At 70.8% G+C, this 15,969-nt stretch carries 6 protein-coding genes; all 6 read left to right on the top strand.

Going from position 1 to position 15,969, the window contains the following annotated elements; genetic code table 11:
* Nucleotides 1-45 precede the first annotated feature (45 nt).
* The 6 genes from ACZ58N_RS32140 (at nt 46) to ACZ58N_RS32115 (ending at nt 15,905) form a co-directional block, all read left to right on the top strand.
* Entirely contained in the window at nt 46-2,949 is a 2,904-nt protein-coding gene (locus tag ACZ58N_RS32140; protein WP_471167080.1) for a pPIWI_RE module domain-containing protein, read from the top strand.
* Nucleotides 2,936-7,465 (top strand): sacsin N-terminal ATP-binding-like domain-containing protein, encoded by a 4,530-nt coding sequence (locus tag ACZ58N_RS32135; RefSeq protein ID WP_471167078.1) that lies wholly within the window; start codon nt 2,936-2,938, stop codon nt 7,463-7,465. Before ACZ58N_RS32140 ends, ACZ58N_RS32135 begins: the two co-directional genes overlap by 14 nt.
* A gap of 118 nt (nt 7,466-7,583) precedes the next feature.
* Entirely contained in the window at nt 7,584-9,140 is a 1,557-nt protein-coding gene (locus ACZ58N_RS32130; protein WP_471167076.1) for a TIGR02677 family protein, read from the top strand.
* A complete protein-coding gene (locus ACZ58N_RS32125; protein WP_382540230.1) occupies nt 9,137-10,450 on the top strand; it encodes a TIGR02678 family protein in 1,314 nt (437 codons plus the stop codon). The genes ACZ58N_RS32130 and ACZ58N_RS32125 overlap by 4 nt, the downstream gene beginning before the upstream one ends.
* Nucleotides 10,447-14,604 (top strand): TIGR02680 family protein, encoded by a 4,158-nt coding sequence (locus ACZ58N_RS32120; RefSeq protein WP_471167073.1) that lies wholly within the window; start codon nt 10,447-10,449, stop codon nt 14,602-14,604. Before ACZ58N_RS32125 ends, ACZ58N_RS32120 begins: the two co-directional genes overlap by 4 nt.
* Nucleotides 14,601-15,905, top strand: coding sequence for a TIGR02679 family protein (locus tag ACZ58N_RS32115; RefSeq protein WP_471167070.1), 1,305 nt, complete (start codon nt 14,601-14,603; stop codon nt 15,903-15,905). Before ACZ58N_RS32120 ends, ACZ58N_RS32115 begins: the two co-directional genes overlap by 4 nt.
* Nucleotides 15,906-15,969 lie beyond the last annotated feature (64 nt).

The following is a 15,969-nucleotide window of genomic DNA, read 5'->3' as shown; positions in this document are numbered from 1 at the left end:
CCTTCCCGCTCTTGTACCTCCCTCCGATCTGAGGAGACCCGCAACATGGCGTACCAGCACGTCCGGACCGCCTCGTATGTGCCCGATCCGGCACAGGGGCCGTTCACCGTCCTACGGCACACCCTCTCGCTGCCCACCCACTGGGAGGAGCCGCTCGGCCGACTGCGTGACCACGGCCGGCCGGAGGGCCGATGGTCCGGTCCGCGTCGCATTCCCACCTGGGAGATCAATCAGCTGATCCGTGCCACCGCCCCGGACGTCGTCACCGTTGCCTCCAACGCCACCTTCGGAGCGGACACCCCCTGGCTCTACTGCGCCGAGCCGCTCCCCGCCGCGGTGGCCAACCTCTACGCCGCCACGTGGCTCAGGAGCCTCATCCGTGATCCCGAGGACCCGGCCGCACGGCGTCTGCTCATGGAGTGCTTCCGTGACTTGGACACCGGATCCCTGGCCTGGCGGGCAGACACCATCGACTTGATCGAGCAGCAGCCGTCTCCCGGCGGCACCGCCATGCCCGTCCGTTTGGCATACCGGCTACTCCCCGATGAACTGGCCGCACGCATCGCCCGTGAAGGCGCCTACGAGCACGGTGGCCAGCAGCTCACGTTCCACCAGGTCGCCGGCGCCGGCGGCGGCTACGACGCAGGGAACAGCAGCGCGGAACTGATGTCGTGGCCGCCGATCGAGTACCGGCCCGCGGGCAGGGGCGGCGAGCAGAAGCCGTCCTACTACGCGGCCACCATCCGCGTCGGCGTACGCACCGTTCCCTTCTCGCCGGTGCCCCGGATCCATCTCAGCGCGGGGATCCGCCGGTTCGTCACCGGGAAGGTCTGGATGCCCTCCCGCAAGGGTGTTTCGGTCTACTTGCTGCCGGAGATCCCGCTCGTGCCGGACGGGCCGGTGTCCCAGCGGCTGTCGGTAGCCATGCTGCAGTGGCGCAACGGCACCACGGACTGGCGGCAGGGCGGACCTGGCGGCATGCTCGCGGCGGTCGCAGCGCTCGACGGTCTCCCTTCGGTCGATCGGCTGGTGAAGGAAGCCGACCACTGGATGGGGCACGGAAGGGACGGCATCGGGCTGGCGGTGGGCCACCAGGCAGCCATGGGCAGGCACCCCATCGGAACCGGGCTCATGCCCAGCGAACGCCGCCGCCTCATCGAGTGGGCAGAGCGGTCGTTGGCCCCCGAGTTCGTACCCGCCCCGAAGCTCCAGCGGAGTCGGTACGGACGCCCGCCCGTCAGGCAGCTCACGAAGCGGCCCGCCATGCCCAAGAACGCCACGGCCGAAGAGCTCGCCGCCGTCCTGGAACGGACGGAACGGACGGCGGCGGAGAACGCACGGGTGCGCCGCGCGGCACTCGCCTCGACGCTGGACGGCGATGACCTCGTCGTCCTCCTGCTCCACCAGACCGATGACCAGCGGGACCGGCTCGCGGCAATCGCGGAGGGCGCCCTTGGTCTCAAGGAATTCCGATGTGAACAGGGACCGGAGACATGGGTGTGGGAGGCCGGAGATCTCACCGTACGGCTCCACGCCCACCCGCTCGGTGAGCTGGGATCCCCTCTCGGTACGGAGGGTCCGCCGCCGCGCGCGGGACAGGAACACGACCGAGCCATCCGCGAGCGGCGCGGACGGGTCGCCGAGACGATGGTCCGCCTCCGGACACGGGTGTCCGGGGCGCGGATTGCCCTCGTCGAGTTGGAGGGAAGCGAAGCGTTCCAGGGCCCCGCGAGGCGCACCGACCCCAAGCACGCGATCAGGCTCGGGTGCGCGGACGCCGGCCTGGTCACCCAGTTCATCCGGCCCCTGGACACCACGATGGACAAGGCCGACGCCGAGAAGGACGCCGTCCTGCGGGCCGAAGCGGCCTGGGCGGACGGGCTCCGCCAGACCGGGATGCGCCTCGTGCCCCGGCACACGCTCGGCGGCCGCATTCCTCCCGGACTGAACCAGGTGGCCTTCCACCTGGTGGAGCGCCGGGTCGACGGCCCTACGGGCAAGGCACAGTTCACACCGATCGCGGTGCTGCTCCGCCCGGACGCGCCGTGCGTCCTAGGGCGCACCGCGGACGCATCGGAGTGGATGCCCTACCCTGACCTGCTCCGGACCCTGACCGGGCGAGTACGCGGGAGCGACCTGAGGACCTCGGCACAGCAGTCGGCCGTCACCGCGGCCTTCATCAGGAGGACCCTGGCGAGCCTGCGCGGTACGCCGACCCTGCTCCTTGCCCACGCACAGGACGTGCGCAAGCGTTGGTCGTGGCTCACCAACGGCGGGCTGGAGGCCGACCGGATCGAGTTAGACGGCGGTCCTGCGCAACGGATCGGTCTTTACGGCAAGCACCTCAGGGTCGTCAGGGTCGCCGACAGCGGCCGTGACGAGACGCCACAGTGGTGGGCGGAGAGGGAGGAGCGCGAGGCCGATCTCGCCGGGCAACAGCGGGGAGGCTTCGGAATGGGACTGTGGGTGCCCCACGAGCCCGGAGCTCCCGGCCGTGTCTTCTACAGCACGGCGGACAAGGCGAGCACGCAGACGAAGCTGACGAACGACGACGCGAAGCTGACCCCTCACGTCAACCCCGTCGGCCGGAGTGCCCACCGGCCGACGGCGAACGCGTGGAACCCGGAGCTACTGGAGATCAACACAGCCTGCCTCCAGCCTGGTGACGACCCCGAGGCATGGGCGGCGTTCGTCCACCAGCAGCGCATCTGCAAGGACGACTACCGGGACGTGCTCGGGCTGCCGCTCGCCCTCCACCTGGCGCGGCTCGCGGACGAGTACGCGCTGCCGCACGACGAGGAGGAGGCGGTGGACCCGACGGCGGGACCGGTCGCGGGGTCCCTCGCGGTACCGGCCCAGGGGGCTGCCGCACAGGGCAGTTCCAACCAGCTCGCGTTCGACTTCGATACCGACGAGGACAGTGGGGACGAGGCACGTGACGACGCGTAGTACGAAGGCCGAGGAGCTGGCCCGCCAGACCGCCGCCCGGCTCCTCAACCAGGAAGGGATGCAGGAGGCGGTAGACGTATCGGAGCCCGACGGCGAGGCGGCTACGGCGGCGGCCGTCGAGCACCTCGGTGCTCTCTTCGCGGCCCTGCCGGGACTGGTGCGCCACGCCTTCGACCGCACGAGGGACCATGCGGGCAACCTCTCGAGCGACCGGCTGCAGGGCCTCTCCGAGATCGTCCAGAACGCAGAGGACCTCGGCGCCACAGATGTACGCGTCCTCACCAGGGAGCGGGACCTATTGGTCGCGCACAACGGCGACCCGGTACGGCTGCCCAACGTGGTGGCATTAACTCTGCCGTGGCTGTCCAGCAAGGCCGACCAAGCCGAGTCGACGGGGCGATTCGGCATCGGACTGATGACCCTGCAGTCCCTCTCGCCCCACCTGGAAGTGCACAGCGGCCACTACCGCGTCCGCATCGGGGACCCGTACGTTTCCGTCGCCGAACCGCTCGCCGTGCCGGACTGGTTCGCCGACGAAGCCTGGACCGTACTCCGCATTCCTCTGGAGAAGGGTGTGCTCGCCGCGGAGACGGTGGACGAGTGGCTCGACTCCTGGTCGGCGGGCGCGCTGCTCTTCCTCGGCCGGGTGGCCGGTGTCACGCACCTGGATCCTCGGGGTGGTGTCCGACGCAGGCTCGCCCTGACCCGTGAGCCCGGCCCCGCCTTCAAGGCGGACGTCGGCGGTGGGCCGGTCGAAGTCGAGACCCACCTCGCGCGTGCCGACGTTGGGTCCCGGTGGCTGGTGTGCCGGACCACCGTTCCGAGCCCGGCCGGAGTCGCCAGGGCCCACAAGGCCGCCGGGCCCACCACCACACTCGCCGTCGCCCTGCCGCTCGGACACGGTGGTCCCGGCCGGATTCATGTCGGCCTGCCGGTCGAGGAGACCGGGCCGGCTCTCTGGGCGAGTGCCCAGTTCGATCCGCTTGCCAGTCGGCAGAGGCTCGACGAGACACCGTGGAACACCGCGCTCGTTCCGCTGGTGGCCGACCTGTGGACGGCCGCCGTCCTGTGGCAGTTCAGGCACGACCCGGTCCACGCATGGGGGGCTGTTCCGCTGCCCGGAGACGTCCGTGACGCCCAAGGCCCGGGCGCCGCTCTGGAGCGCCGACTGCTCGACCACGCCCGACGGTTCGTGTCCGCGAAGCTGCTGCTCGAGGTGCCGGGGAAGGGGCCCCTCTGCCTCGACTCCCTGGCCGTGGAGGACGAAGCTCTCGAGGGCGTCGTGACGGAGGAGGAGGTTGCCCTCCTGGCCGACGTGCCATCCGCGCTGCCCCGGACGATGCGCGACCCGGCCAGCCGGTGGCGGGAGGTGCTGTCGGACTGGGAGAACCACGGGGCCGGCGAGCCGGTCGGAGTCGACGTGTATGACGCGCGAGGCCTCCTAGGCGACGAGAGCCGGTCACCGCAGGTGACGGTGCAACTGGCCGCGCGAGTCATCGAAGCGGGCTGGAGCTTCTGCCTGACGTCGCACAAGTGGCTCGTAGAGGGCTCCGGCGCGCGGCACCGTCCGCACGGCGAAGCCCCGATGATGTTCGCCGCGGTCCCGCGTGGACTGGCGGCCGAACTGGGGGTCGCCCGTGAGATCCACCCCGCGTTCCTGGCCGACACCGACGAAGCCCGGTCGGTGCGGGAATGGCTCAACAAGCAAGGAGTGCTGCTTGACGACGACGGACCGGCGGCTGTGATCGAGCGTCTGGCGGGCTTCGGACCGCCCCGGAGCATGCCCTTGACAGACAGCCAGCTCGTGGCGTTGCGGGACGGCTTCGCGCACGTGCCGGAAGGCCGACGCGAGTCGTGGGGCAGAAGGGTCGGGCTGGTCGTACGGCTTGGGGGCTACCGCCACAACGTCGACGGACAACGGGAGGAGGTGCCGACCGCCCCCGCCGGGGCCTATCTCCCGGCCGGGCTCGACAGCGCTGAGCGCGACGAGAGCTTCGCCTTCGCGGCTGGTTCCGCTCCCGGGCCGGTGTGGCTGCGGCAGCGCTACGCCAAGGTGCTCCAGGGCGGCAGCATCGGGGCGATGAGGTTTCTCCGGCTACTCGGAGCTGAGACTACGCCGCGACCTCGTAGTCACCCCGGTCAGAGAGCGCGGTTCGAACGAGGTCCCGGGGGACTGCCTGCACGTCTCGTCGCGGGGCCGGACGCGCGGACGAAGGCCCTGGAGGCACTCCGGGCGACGTACACCCTCGACGACTACGACTGCCCGGACGTTTATGCCGCAGCTTGCGACATCGCGAAGGACACCGACCCGGTGCGTCGCCGGGGCAGGGCGGTCGCACTCCTGCACGTGCTCGGCCGCTCGTGGAGCCCCCGGTTCTCCGAACACGCCGAAGTCAGTGCGGCGTACGCTCGGTACAGCTGGCAGCACCAAGGGCGCACCGCCGCCTTCTGGCTCTGGCGGCTACGCGACGTGGCTTGGTTGGACGACTGGAACGGCACCCCGGCCAAACCGTCCCGGCTCCGTGTGCGCGCGCCTGGCACCGTGGCCGTGTACGGCGGCGAGGACCCGGACTTTCTGCACCCGGAGATCCAGGGGCAGGCGGGCAAGCGCGTCGAGGTGTTCAAGGCGCTGGAAGTCGTCAGGGAAGCGCGGACCACGGACCTCGTCGAGTGCTTGCGGCGCCTGCGCCGCGAGGGGGCGGAAGCGGGCGTCCCAAACGCCCCTGCCGCGCTGATCGTCTACGAGGCGCTGGCCGAGCGCGTATCCAGTAGGGGAGCGGTGGGCGGGGAAGCTCGAACGCCGCTCCACGAGGTGCACCGCGCGTTGAGCGCGGGCGAGGGGCTGGTCCTCACGGGCTCCGGCTGGCGAAGGCCGGGCGAGTGTCTGATTGGGAACCCGATCTTCGGGACCTTCCGGGCGTTCGCCCCTGCGTTCCCCGACAGCGAGGCGTTCTGGGCGCGGCTCGGGGCTCGCCGTCCGGCTGTTGACGACGCGGTCGAGGTGATCAAGGAGCTGGCGCAGCAAGACCGGAAGGAGCGCCGGGACGTGCCGGAGGGAACTTCGCAGTCGATCGTTCTGGAGACGCTGAAGATGCTCCGCGACCCGGTTGCCGTCCGGCCGGACGAGCTGACGGCCGGACGACTCGGGCGGCTTTCCCTGGTCACTAGTAAGGGCTGGTTGAGCAAGCGGCCGGTGTACGCGGTTGAGGATCCGATGGTCGCCGAGGCTCTGGGCCGCGAGTACCCCGTGTGGCGCCCTGGAGCGGAACTGGAGCAGTTCTGGCCGTTGGCCGGGGCGCTGCGCCTCACCTGGATCGGCGCGGAGCATCTCACCGTAACCAGTGCGGTCGTCGCGTCGCGCGACCCGGAGGCAACGGCACTGGTCCGTGAGGCCGTCAGCCATCTGCGCGAGGACCTGCAGCGAAACGCACCGGAGGTCGCCAGGAGCCTTGACCGTCCGTGGGACGAGCTCGCGGCGCTCGCGGTGAGCGTGGCACCCGACTTGGTCTGCCGGGTGGAACTGCCCACCGCTGTGGCGGAAGTGTGCGTCGATGCCACTGTCGACTGGAACTCCAGGACGCTGTACGTCTGCGATCCGTCGGTGGTGGACCGGCCCTCCGCGGGTGGTGCGGCGATCGCCGGCTGCTTCCCCGGGCATCGCCGGGAGGCAGCTCTCGCCTGGACCGCTGCGTGCGACCGGGCGGCGCAGGGCCGTACTGCCGTGGGCCTTGAGCTTGCGGAGGACCGGGTGCGCCGCGACCTGGAAGCTGCTGAAGCCGAACGCGGTCGCCGGCTCAGGGGGGTGGCGGACGAGGCGGTCCGGCGCAGTGGAGAGAACGGAGGTGGAAGGCGCCTGGCTCCGGCACACGTACCGGCGACAGCCAGCCAGAAACCCGCACCAGCCGTGACCGCGCCCGGCCGACTTCCCTCCCGCCCGGCTGCACAGTCGAAGGTCACGTTCCGCCGCTTGGTGGACCCCAGCAAGTTCCGTCTCGTCGCGGACCGGGGAAACCTCACGCCTGCTCAGTCCGGGTTCACCAGCGCCCTTTCGAAGAACGGCACCTCTGGCCTTCCGCAGCCCCGGTCCGGCTCAGCCATCCCCCAGCAGCGCACCTCTGCGCGTCCCTACACGACCGTGGAGCAGGAGAAAGTGGCGCTGGACCTCGTGCGCTCGGCACTGGCGTTGGACGAGACCGAACTGCGTGACCTGAGAGCCCAGCACGGCCTGGGCGCGGACGCGGTGGACGAGCTGGCCCGGTTCTACGAACTCAAGACGTACGGCGGTGCCGAGCCGGACACGATCCAGCTCACGCCCGCGGAGTTCCGGCGGGCGGTCGCGAGCGACGACTTCTTCCTCGTTGTCGTCTCCGGCCTGGAGGAGGGAACGGCGCCGGTCACCGTACGGATCATCCTGGAGCCGCTGAAGCACCTGCCCTACCGGCTGAGCGGCAACGTACTGGTCTCCGGCATCCGGGGTGCGCAGAGTCTCGTCTATCCGTTCGAAAGTATGGAGTAGCCCCACAATGACAGCCGCCACAGTGATGACAGCGAATCGAGGCCGGGCTTCGGATCCGCCCCCTACGGTGGAGTTCGCAGTGCCGCAGGGGTGGCGGAAGAGGAGGGTAGGTACGGGCATGCGCAGGGTTCCGCAGGCGATGTTCCGGTTCACCACGGGGGAGAAGGCCGATCTGAACGGGGCCGTGCTCGAGGCCTTCGGTGTGGCAGGCGAACACCTGGAGACCACGCTCGGGCTCGACGGCGTACGTGAGCGGCTCCGTACGGTGGGATGGATCGCCGACATCGAGGACGAGGAACTACACGAGGCGCTGAAGCGGCTGGTGGGGTGGAGACTCCTCGACGTGGTCCACAACCACGCCGAGAACTACCGCACGGCCGAGGAGTACGAGCGGCGGAACCTGCACTACTCACTGACCCGTGAGGGGGAGGCCGCGCTCGCCGGGGTGCGGCACGCCCTTGAGGTGTTGGCCTCGACGGGGGCGCTCCAGACCGCGGTGCTGGAGGCGATCACCGATCGGCTCGACGAGCTGACCGTGCTGTCCGGTGAACCCGCTGCGGCCGACCGACGGATCTTCAGCACCCTGCGGGAGCTGGAAAGTCATCTGGAGGCCCTGGTGGAGAACACCAAGGCCTTCAACGGTCAGCTTCAACGGCTCCTGCGCGCCGAGGGCGTGGACCTGGACGTGTTCCGTGAGGTCAAGGCCGCCACCGTCGCGTACCTACAGGAGTTCCTGGTCGATCTCGACCGGCGGGGCGAGACGGTCGCCGCCGCCGTGGCTCGCGTGGAGGAGCAGGGAATCGCGGTGCTGCGCGAGAGGGCCTTGTGCGGCGCCGAGCTGCCGCCGGTGCCGGGGGAGGACCCCGCAGCCGGGTGGCTGGAGGGTCGGCGGGCGCGCTGGGCAGGTTTGAGGGCCTGGTTCCTGCCGGATGACGGGTCGCGCCCCCGGATCGAGCAGCTGCACGACGTCGCCCGGCGCGCCATCGTCTCCCTCCTGCAGGTCCTGGAGCGGATCAACGAGTCCCGGCGCCGTTCCTCCAGCGTCGTACAGGACTTCCGGGAGCTGGCGCGCTGGTTTGCGGCGGCTCCCGATGAAGACGACCTGCACCGCCTGTGGTCGACGGCCTTCGGTCTTGGTCCGGCGCGCCACGCCCACCTCGCCCACCCCGATCCGGAACTGGTCCCTTCGTCCCATTCCTGGTCCGAGGCGCCGCCCGTGGAGGTGTCGGCGCTGCTGCGGACCAGCGGACGCACCGAGCGCTTCACACGCACCGGCAAGGTGCGGGACGTCGCAGCCGTGAGGGCCGAGCGCGCCGAGCGGGCACGTGCGGAGCGCTCGGAACTCACGCGCGCCTGGAAGGTGCTGGAGACGGACGGCCCAGTGCGGCTCTCCTCGTTCGGCACCTTGGATCCGGCGGTTCTCGACCGCCTGTTGGACCTGCTGGGCCGGGCCCTCGCCGCCCCGCCGGACGTGGGCGGTCGGCGGCGGGCCACCACCGGGGACGGCGGGGTGGAGGTCGTGCTGTCGCGGGCTCCCGATGTCCGTACCGCCCTACTGCACACCTCGAAAGGGACCCTGGCAGGCCCGGACTACGTCGTCCACATCATGGCCGCGGGTGGAGCGACCGCCTTCCCGGCAGGCCGCGCCGCCGCGGGACAGGAGGCGGCGGGATGAGCACGCTCGCCAACCAACTGGCCTCAGCGGAGCGGGAGGAGGTCGGCCGCGCCATTCGTCTCCTCCTGGCCCGTCCGCTGCTCACCGAGACGGCCGACCCGACCGGTTTCGAACTGGTGCGACGCCGTCGAGACCCACTGGCCCGCTGGTTCGACTACACGTGTGGCTGGAGCCTGGTCGTGGAGCCGCGCCGCGGGTATGCCCGCCTCACCAAGATTCGCGCGAGCCCCGACGGCTCCCGCCCGGCACGCAGGGCGAGGTCCGGCAGAGCCCCGTTCGACCGCCGGCGGTACGTCCTGCTCTGCGTCACCGCAGCCGAGCTGCTGTCCATGCCGATGACGACCATCGGCATGCTCGCCGACCGCGTCGTCCAGGCGACGGCGGCCGACAGGGCACTGCCGGCGTTCGACCCGGTCCACCGGCCGGAGCGAACGGCGTTCGTCGACGTCCTGAAGCTGTTGGAGTCGTACGACGTGCTGCGCGCCGTCGACGGGACGACCGAGGCGTACGTCGACTCCGCGGGGGCGAAGGTCCTGTATCGGGTGGACAACACACTTCTGATGCGGCTGCCGGCCGCGCCAGTCGGTGCCTCCCGGCTCGCCGCGCCCCCGGATGAGGTGCCCGCACGGTTCGAGGACCTCCTCGCCGGGTTGGTGCGGGAGCGCCGCTACGGCGGCGCGGCCGTCGATGGCTTGGCCGACGAGTCGTCGGGCGAGACCGCCACTACGGATGCCCAACGCAACCTGAGGCTGCGCCACTCGGTACTCCGCCGCCTCTTCGACGACCCCGTGCTGTACCGGGCGGACCTCGCCGAGGACGAGCTCTCGTACGCCTCCTCCCTGACCGGCCGCCAGATCCTGCGACGCTCGGTCGAACAGGCTGGCTTCCTCCTGGAGGAACGGGCCGAGGGCTTCCTCCTCGTCGACCCGGATGCCATCGCCACTGATGTCCGTTTCCCGGATGACACGTCCACCGCCCGCGTCGCCGCGCTGCTCCTCCTCGAACCGCTCTGTGCGGCTCCCGCAGGGATGTTGCCCGAGCAATTGGCCGGGGCCGGAGCCGATCAGCTGCGCCGCTTCCCGGGCTGGGCCAAGGCGTACCAGTCCGAGGACGGACCGGCGCGACTGGCCGACGACGCCGTAGGCGTCCTGCTCGACCTCGGCTTGGCCGGCAGAGCCAGGGGCCGCGTCGTCGCACGACCGGCCGCGTACCGCTACCGCTTGACAGAGACAACGAGTCCGGGACCGAAGAACGACCCGCAAGACACCACCGCTTCCAACGGCGTCGCCGCGCAAGGAGACATGCAGTGAGCGTGACGGAGTTCCCCCTCCAGCGACGGCCCGAGGAGATCGCCGAGCTGCCACCGCCCCGATGGGCGGACGCCGCCCGCAGCCGCTGGCAGCCCCACCGCGCGGGCATCCTCAACGTCTGGCGCTACTACGACGAGGCCTTCACCTTCCATCAGGGGCGCCTGCTGTTGCGCGGCCAGAACGGCTCCGGCAAGTCCAAGGCCCTGGAGCTGCTCCTCCCCTTCCTCTTCGACGCCAGCCTCCGCCCCAACCGCCTCTCCACCTTCGGCGGTTCGGAGCGGACCATGCACTGGAACCTGCTCGGCGCGGGAGCCTCGGGCAAGACGCGCGTCGGGTACGTGTGGATGGAGTTCCGCCGCGTCGGCGACGACGGCGCCGAACAGTGGTTCGGCTGCGGTGCTCGCCTGCACGCGAGCGCGCACACCAGCACGGCACACGCCGACTACTTCACCACCGAATCCCGGATCGCCCACCCCGACGGCGTATCCCTCGTCAACGAGGCGGCCCAGCCCCTGACCAAAGCCGCTCTCGCCGAGGCTCTCCGCGACCGAGGTGAGGTGCACTCGTCAGCCACCGACTACCGCACCGCTGTCCGGCGCGCACTTTTCGCCGGCATGGCGGAGCAGCGGTACGACTCGCTGGTCTCCGCGCTGCTCCAGCTGCGTCAGCCCAAGCTGTCCGAACGGCTCGACCCGTCCTTGCTGTCCACCCTGTTGTCCCGCGCGCTGCCGCCGCTCGGTGAGGGAGAGGTCACTGAACTCGCTGAGGGCTTCGAACGTCTGGACCGGCAGCGCGACCACCTCGACCGGCTCGACGCCGAAGTGACGGCGGCCGGGACCGTCGCTTCCCGGCAGCGTGCCTACGCACGCCGGGTCCTGCGCGCCGGCGCAGCCGGTCTGATCTCCGCGACGACCGACATGGACAACCTCACCCGTGCCGCACGGCAGAGTGCCGAGGATCTCGACGAGGCGCTCGCAGAAAGCGAATCGACGCAGAGCGTGCGCGACGAAGGGGAGCTGCGGGCACACGCACTGGACGAGACCGTCGAGGGTCTGCGTGAGAGCGACGCGTACCAGAAGGGTGAGGAACTCGATCGGCTCCGCCGCGACACCACAGGTCTGGTCGTGGCTGCCAAAGAGCGGAGCGCCTCCGCTCGGTCCGCCGAGGCCGAGGCTGAGAAGGTCCGAAAGATCGCCGATGAGACCGCGGGGCACGCCCGCACGTTCGACGAGCACGCACGTGACGCCGCTGACGTAGCAAACCGGTCGGCCCGGGCCGCGGGCATGGAGTCAGTTCACCAAGAGATGAGGGCGATCCTCGAGGTGGAACAGGCGGATTCCCTCACCGACGGCCAGGGGACCGGGACGAGCGGCCGACGGCCCAACGGCTCCGGTGTCCTCGCTCGTACAGTGGGTGAGGACGCGGCCCGCCGGGCCCGCGGACTGCTCCGGGGTGCGGTCACCGCCCGACGCGAGCAGGTCACGCACATGACGGAGGCGATCGAGGAGTACGACCGGGCGGTACGCGACCGGGGAGCCGCCGAGGCCCTGCTGGACGAAACACGCACCAGGCTCGGGGAGGCGATCGTCCACAGGGACGGAACCGCCCGAGCCTGGGACGACGCCGTTACCGCGCAGGCGGAACGGCTGTTGACATGGGCCGCGGGTTGCACGGAACTGCGCATCGCCGACCCCGGTGAACTGGCGGCCCGGGCGGCGGTCGAAGCGGAGGTACGGGCATTGGCCGATACCGCCGCACGACCGCTGGACCAGGAGATCACCACGGCGCGAGCCGGTGTCCGGGCCGCGTGCAGGAAATTGGGGGAGGAACGGGGCAAGCTCGACGAAGAGGTGCGCCGGCTCAGCGGCGAAGCCGACCTCCCGCCACTTGCTCCTCCCACCCGCACCACCGTTCGCACAATGGCGGCGGGAGCGCCGTTGTGGCGCCTGGTGGCCTTCCGCGAGGGCGTCCCGGTCGGCGTCCAGGCCGCGGTCGAAGCCGCGCTGGAGGCCTCGGGCCTCCTTGACGCGTGGGTCAGCCCCTCGGACGGAATCACGCTGCCGGGTCATGACATCCGTGTCGAGGCCGCCCTGGCCGCGACGGCGCCTGGCCCCAGCCTGCTCGACGTGCTGCGGGCCGAGGACGACATCCCCGTACCGGCCGACGCCGTGGCCCGCATCCTCGCCGGTGTCGCGTACGGCACCACTCTGCCCAGCGGCCACCCCGCGGCCGTCTCCGCCGAAGGAGCCTGGCGCCTCGCGCCGGTCACCGGGACCTGGAGCAAACCCGAACCCGCTTTCATCGGTGCTCTCGCCAGGCAGCGGTCCCGGCGACGCAGGATCGCCGAACTGACCGGGCACATCGAGGAGGCGGACGCCGCCCTCGGGGTCCTCGACGAGCAGCTCCACGAGCTCGACGCCCGTGCCGCCCGGTTGGAGGCCGATCGCGCCGCCCTGCCCGACCACCAGGAACTCGACGCCCGCCGACGAGACTGGGACCGGGCCGAGGACAGGGTGGCCGCCCGGGACGAGGTCGTACGTGACGCGACGGCCAACCTCGGCCGGCGCGAGACCGGCGTGGCGGACGCCCTGCGCACGCTGAGCCGCCGAGCCGCGGAACACGGACTGCCCACCGACCGCGACCGGTTGCGGACCCTCTCCGACGACGTCGAGCGGTTCCGCGACCGTGCCGACAGCTGGGTCGACGCCCGTCTCACCGCGGCCACCGCCACCGAGCGGGCTCGGCAGACGGCCGTGCAGGCGGACCAGTCCCGCCGCATCGCGGACGAGAGGGCCGGGGACGCGGCCACCGCCGAGGCGAAGGCTGCCGGGATGACGGCGCGTCTGGAGGCGGTGGAGGCGACCGTCGGAGAGGACTACCGGCAGATCGTCGCCCGCGTAGCGGAGGCGCGTGCCGAGCGGAACCGCTGCCGGGAGGACGTCCGGAGGGCGAACCGACTCCTCGTGGACCTGCAAGGTCGCATCGGGGAGCTCAAGGCCAGGAGCGGCCAGGACGTCGAGCGACGTGAGAGGGCAGTTGCGGCCCGGGACGGAGCGGCATACCGCTTCCGGCACCTGTGCCTCGTCGGCCTGGCCCAGGACGCCGGAATCGCACCGGAACTCGACGCCGGAGACGGCACGAAGGCCACCCTGGAGGCCGCCCGCACGACCGCGGCTCGGTGGCCCGACCTCCCGCACGCACCCCGGAACCTCGGCGACGCAGCGACCCGACTCTCCGAAGCCGTCCACGAGGCACGTGGACGCCTCGGAATCCGTGCGGACCTGGAACTGGAACCCGACGAAGACGTCCAGCTCTTCACCGCCACCCTGGACGGCGTACGCGTCGGCGCGACCGCCCTGCTCACCACGCTCACTCAGGAACGTGACCGCAGCCGTGGCGACATCAGCACCGGTGAGCGCCGGCTCTTCGACCAGATCCTCACGGGCGACATTCGACGCCATCTCGCCGCCCGAATCCGCCGGGCCGGCGAACTCGTCGATCACATGAACGCGCATCTGGAGCGGGTCCGTACCGCCTCCAAGGTTGCGGTCCAACTCGTCTGGAACGTCCGGCCCGACCTCCCAGACAGCACACGCACCGCCCGCCAGTTGCTTCTGAAGGACCCCAGCGGTGTCACCGAGTCCGACCGGGAAGCCCTGCACACCTTCTTCCGCGCCCGCATCGAGGACGCCAAGGGCAGTGACACGGCTGCGACCTGGGAGGAACACCTCGGCGAGGTGCTCGACTACACCGCTTGGCACAGTTTCACCGTCCAAGTCGACCGGGCGGACGGGAACGGCTGGCAGGCACTGACCAAGAGGCTGCACGGCGCGCTCTCCGGCGGGGAGAAGGCCATCGCCCTGCACCTGCCGTTGTTCGCCGCCGTCGCCGCCCACTACGAGGACGTGCCTCTGGCGCCCCGCCCGATCCTCCTCGACGAGGTCTTCGTCGGCGTCGACACGGTCAACCGCGGACAGGTGTTCGCCCTGCTCGCCGCACTGGACCTGGATCTCGTGATCACCTCCGACCACGAGTGGGGCACCTACCGCGAGCTGCCGGGCATCGCTGTTCACCAACTCCTCACCGACGGCGACGACGACGCCGTCACCAGCGCGCGCTTCGTCTGGAACGGCACTGGCATGGAGGCGGGATGACCACCATCCCCGCGGAGTCGGCCCCCGGTGACGACACCCTGCGCCGCCCCGAACTCCAGCCGCTCTGGCACATGGTCCACAGTCGACTCTCCTCCGGTCGCCCCGTCACGCGGGTGCGCCTCGGACCGCTCGACGACGGCCAGCGCGAGGCACTCGCCGACCTTCTCGGCCTGGACCGTCTGCCCGACCTCAGCCCCTCCATCCCCTTGCGCCGCCTTGAAGAGGCCGTCATCGACCTGTCCGCAGGCCGGACCGTGCGGGACATCGTCACCGAGCTCGTGGGCCCCATCGGTGACAGAGCGGGTGAGCGGCGCAGTCAGGAACGCGAACGAGCCGAGCTGTGGGCCTGGTTGACCGACCACGACATCGTGCGGGCCCAGCCGGTGCTCTCCGGATGGGCCGACTCCTGCCGCGCCGCCGGACTGGTGGGCGGCTCAGTGGAACACACCCGTGCCCAGCTCACGGACGGGCTCAAGGTGCTTGCCGAGCTGCCCGCCCAGGCCGAACCACTGCCCGTTTTCGCCGCCCGGGTTCTGAGCGGCCGTACCCACGAGCTCGACGACGGGACCTCTCTGTCCACCCTCGTCCTGCGTGCCCTGGCGGCCCTGTACGACACTGGTCCGCCGCAGTCCGCGGCGGACCGGCGGGGACTGTGGGCGCGCGCGGGCGTCGCCGACGACGAACTGTCCTCCACCGTCCTCGTCGGTGGACTACGTCCCCCCGGTGACGGCCTGCTCGCCCGCCTGACCCGTGCATGCACAGATGCCGGCCATGCCGCCAGCCTCACCCTCGCCCACGTCCGGTACCCGGGCGAGTTCGCCCTGCCCGCAGCTTCCGTACCCGTGGTCCACGTGGTGGAGAACCCCAGCATCCTCGCACTGGCCCTGCGCCGTTTCGGTGCCCACTGTCCTCCGCTCGTCTGTACCTCCGGTTGGCCCAACAGCGCTGCCATCCAGCTCCTGCGCCTGATCGCGAACCACGGCGCCGCTCTCCGCTACCACGGTGACTTCGATGGCGAAGGCATCCGTATCGCCGCATACGTCCTGGACAAGACATCGGCGCTCCCTTGGCGCATGACGGCTGCGGACTATCGTGCCGCAGTCGTCCGCAACCCGCGCGGTCCTCAGCCCGGGCGCATTACCGAAGCGCCGTGGGATGCCGAGCTGGCAGAGGCCATGGCAGACCACGGTACTGCCGTGGTCGAGGAGCTGGTGGCTGATGCGTTGTTAGAAGACCTCGGCCATCTGGTACAGCCGCAGTACACGCACCACAACGTCATTTCACCGGGGCGGAGTTGGTAGTCATCCGCGTCCATCCGGAAGGTCCTTGAACATGCCGGGCTCTCGCGGCCGAGAAATCCGTCGT

It is taken from the genome of Streptomyces sp. NPDC040432, from assembly GCF_055595445.1.
Note: the sequence above shows the minus strand (reverse complement) of the source record. Positions and strands in the feature narration are given on the sequence as shown.

What these genes read in the sequence shown, in the direction of transcription:
- ACZ58N_RS32130 (WP_471167076.1), top strand. Translation starts at nt 7,584, where the DNA reads ATGCGCAGGGTTCCGCAGGCGATGTTCCGGTTCACCACGGGGGAGAAG.
- ACZ58N_RS32115 (WP_471167070.1), top strand. Translation starts at nt 14,601, where the DNA reads ATGACCACCATCCCCGCGGAGTCGGCCCCCGGTGACGACACCCTGCGC.
- ACZ58N_RS32140 (WP_471167080.1), top strand. Translation starts at nt 46, where the DNA reads ATGGCGTACCAGCACGTCCGGACCGCCTCGTATGTGCCCGATCCGGCA.
- ACZ58N_RS32125 (WP_382540230.1), top strand. Translation starts at nt 9,137, where the DNA reads ATGAGCACGCTCGCCAACCAACTGGCCTCAGCGGAGCGGGAGGAGGTC.